Source organism: Mycobacterium sp. E342 (assembly GCF_001667665.1).
In the GTDB taxonomy this organism is placed as follows: domain Bacteria; phylum Actinomycetota; class Actinomycetes; order Mycobacteriales; family Mycobacteriaceae; genus Mycobacterium.
The window spans coordinates 1-3,325 of the sequence record NZ_LZJM01000073.1; the positions used below are offsets into that span (position 1 = coordinate 1).

Sequence of the window (3,325 nt, forward strand, 5' to 3'; positions counted from 1 at the left end):
AACACATCCGGAATCGACACCGTCGGCGTGGCGGGGCGGTCCAACACGCCACGGTTGCCCCACACCGCCAAGCGCGCATGCTCGTCGACGTCGAGCACCTCGACCGACGACAACAACCGCTGCGGGTCGGCAGTCATCGCCGCCAACACCCGCTGCAAGCGGTTGGCTAAATAAGAGACGTCGAAACTGGCAAACGGCTGCCCAGCGCCCGCCGTGCTCAGGAATAGCTGGTCACCGGCGTTAGAAAAGATCAGACCAAAGCCGCCGACGAGGCCAGAATTGGTGTACGACGCCGAGGCCATCACGCCACCGAAAGGCAAGGTAAATCCGGCGGGGATGAAATTGACGCTCACCCGATCGGTTGATCGCGCAGGGCCGTGGGGCTGAGCTTTGCGCTCGAGCGCTTGCACTGGAAAACGCTGATGCTGCAGCGCCTCCCGTATCCGCGTGTCAACGTGCTCACAAAAGCTGGCAATCGGAGAATCTGGTGATGCAGTCAACACCAGCGGCACAAACCCGGCGACCATCCCGGGAAGCATCTTGGACTCCGGACTCACCCGGCGGCTTACCGGGAAATCGAGCACCACTTCCGACCCGCTACCCGACCATCCCCGCACCAAGAGGGCGCACGCCGCAGTAATGATCGATGTGCGAGACATATTCCACGCCCCGGACAACTCATCGACCCTGCGCAAGACCCCGAGGTCCAACCCGACCGGCGCCGAAGGCCATGGATCACGCACCCCTGCAGCATCGAAAAACCGATAATGCGATCCGTATTGGGAGGCAAGATTTCGAGTCCAATAGGCCTCGTCGTCGCGATAATCGGTCGACGTCTCATACTCCAATTCATAGTCAACCAAGTCTTTCAACGAACCATAGAAAGCAGAAGGAATGGACGCGCCGGAAAGAATTGCAGAATAGATGGATGCGATCCGGTGGCCAACAAGCGCAACACCGAAGCCGTCGATGACTATATGGTGGCAACACGCAAACAAATAGAATTCATCGCGACGGATTTGAAACAACGCAAATTTGAACAGCGGCCCGCTCAACGGCATGGGCGTGCGTTGAATCGATGACGCGATCTCACGGACTTCCTGCACCGGGTCCTGCGCGCCACGCAGGTCGTAAAAAGCCAACTCGACATCCGGGTAATCGATCACCCGCTGCACAACCTGGCCGTCTACCTCAGAGAACGAGACCCTGACTGGCTCAGCCTCGTGCACCACGCGGCGGATCGCCCACTGCAGGGACTCCCGGTCGACCGTGCTCTCGATCCTCACCAACAGGCCCAGCTGCCATTCGATACCGGAGTGACCCGTTGCCTGGGCAAGCCAGATGTCTAACTGTCCGCGTGTGAGCGGAAGTGCCCGGTCGTCGAGTTCCATCCGAGTCCACCAACCCAAACGGGGTTACCGCTCAAAAACCGGACCCGCGACCAGCTTCTCGCGCAGACTCTCACGCCGTACATCGGTCCAATTCTGTTCGATGTAGTTCACGCACGCTCCACGATCGGCCTCGCCATACACCACTCGCCAACCGGCCGGAACATCAGCGAAATCCGGCCACAAACTGTGCCGTTCCTCGTCATTGACTAAGACCACAAAACTGCGACTGTCATCATCGAATGGATTGATGCTCACCGATCCCCCAGACCGTCTAGCCGAGACACATGGTCCGCTCCAAACCATACGACAGCCCAACGCCACCCGTCCCGAAAACTTCGCATAAACCTGCCCATGTAACCCATCGGCGCTCCTGACTAACCTGTTGTCAGTAGAAAGCTTCGGCACTTGTCCTTCGTCCCGTGATCCCGCAGTGGCATGTGGTCTCGCAGCAATTAGTTCGTGCAAAACCGGACTCCGCCAAGGCCGATTCCCTGCCAGCGCTGAGCTTGCCTGCCGCGCGAGACCGAAATCTCGAACCGTCAGGGGGCGGATTCACTCAGCAGTAAATGTTTGAGTTTTTCGCCGTACTTGCTGAGTGATTCGGTGATTAGCATCTCTTCATGCGTACAGTCGATCGGGTGTTCTGTAATGTCGCCAGTGACATAAGGTCGCCAACTTTCTAGCAAGGCTGAATTGCAATCACTTGCGTCTCCCACCGCGGAAAATATAGTTATATCGCCATCGAAAACACCGGGTTCGTGAGTTTGCGCCAACGTCATATTCGTATCAAGGTTCCGCAGAATCACCTCCAGAAGCTGCTTGTAGCGAGTGATTTCAACACCCGCGTGTTCGCGGACTAGTTCTCCTACCCGCTCATAGGTAAGTGGCTCATCCTGATGAGGAACAGCGATATTGAAGAACCGCAAGACCTCTTCCAAAACTTCTTTCTCGATTGCGGCTGGGTCAAGTGTTTCGTCGCCCCCGTCGGCAATCGGCTGGGCATCGAGAATGATGAGGCTTGGGATTGTGCATCCGCGCTGCTGAAGCTCGATGGCGAGTTCATGGGCGACGATACCGCCAAAGGAGTAACCAAGAAGATTGTAGGGTCCGGCAGGGTAAGTCTCCTGGATTCTGTCGGCGTAGTTTTTCGCCATATCGCGAATTGACCGGGGCTCAGCTTCTTCGCCCTGCAGCATTTGTTGAATTCCGATGATGGGGCAGTCCAAGTAATTACCAAGGGCTTGATACGGCCAACTCATCCCGCCCCCGGGATGAATGCAGAACAACGGATCGCCGATGCCGTCCGTCAAAGTCTGAATCGGGATTACTTCTGGCGCGGACGCACTAGCTGTGTGCAGACGCGGACTCAAACTTCTCACAGTGGGCGCCTCGAAGATGGTGCGTACAGGAAGATTGGTGTCGAGGCTGGTGTTGATGGCGGCGATGAGGCGCATTGCCGACAGCGAGTCACCACCAAGGTCGAAGAACGAGTCGTCGACCCCCACCTTGTCGAGTCCGAGCGTTTGGGCGTAGATGTCGGCCAACATTTCCTCAATGGGACTGCCCGGGGCGCGGTACTGAGTGTGGGTGTAGTCGGGGGCGGGTAGGGCGCGGGTGTCGAGTTTGCCGTTGACCGTCAACGGCAGGGCGTCGAGCACGATGATCGCGGCCGGCACCATATAGGCGGGCAACCGATCCGCGAGTTGGGTGCGGATGGCGACCGGATCCACGATCCCCGAAGCGGATTGGGTGATGTAGCCGATCAGGCGTTTGTCGCCGGGGTGGTCCTCGCGGGCAATCACCACCGCCTGCCCCACCCCATCCACATTGGCCAGGGCGGTGCGGATCTCACCCAATTCGATGCGATACCCGCGGATTTTGACCTGCTCATCAACACGGCCCACATACTGCAACTGCCCATCGGGGCCCCAACA

Annotated in this window: 3 protein-coding genes; all 3 read right to left on the reverse strand. The window is 58.2% G+C overall.

The genetic code is table 11. The annotated features are described in order from the left end of the window. The coding region (locus tag A5692_RS04135; protein WP_231984182.1) for a condensation domain-containing protein at positions 1 to 1,391 on the reverse strand (1,391 nt) is incomplete at its 3' end. A 24-nt stretch (positions 1,392 to 1,415) separates the two neighbouring features. After that, entirely contained in the window at positions 1,416 to 1,646 is a 231-nt protein-coding gene (locus A5692_RS04140; protein ID WP_068052508.1) for an MbtH family protein, read from the reverse strand. 284 nt (positions 1,647 to 1,930) lie between these two features. After that, positions 1,931 to 3,325 (reverse strand): thioesterase domain-containing protein (locus tag A5692_RS04145; protein ID WP_231984183.1); only part of this gene is annotated, 1,395 nt, incomplete at its 5' end.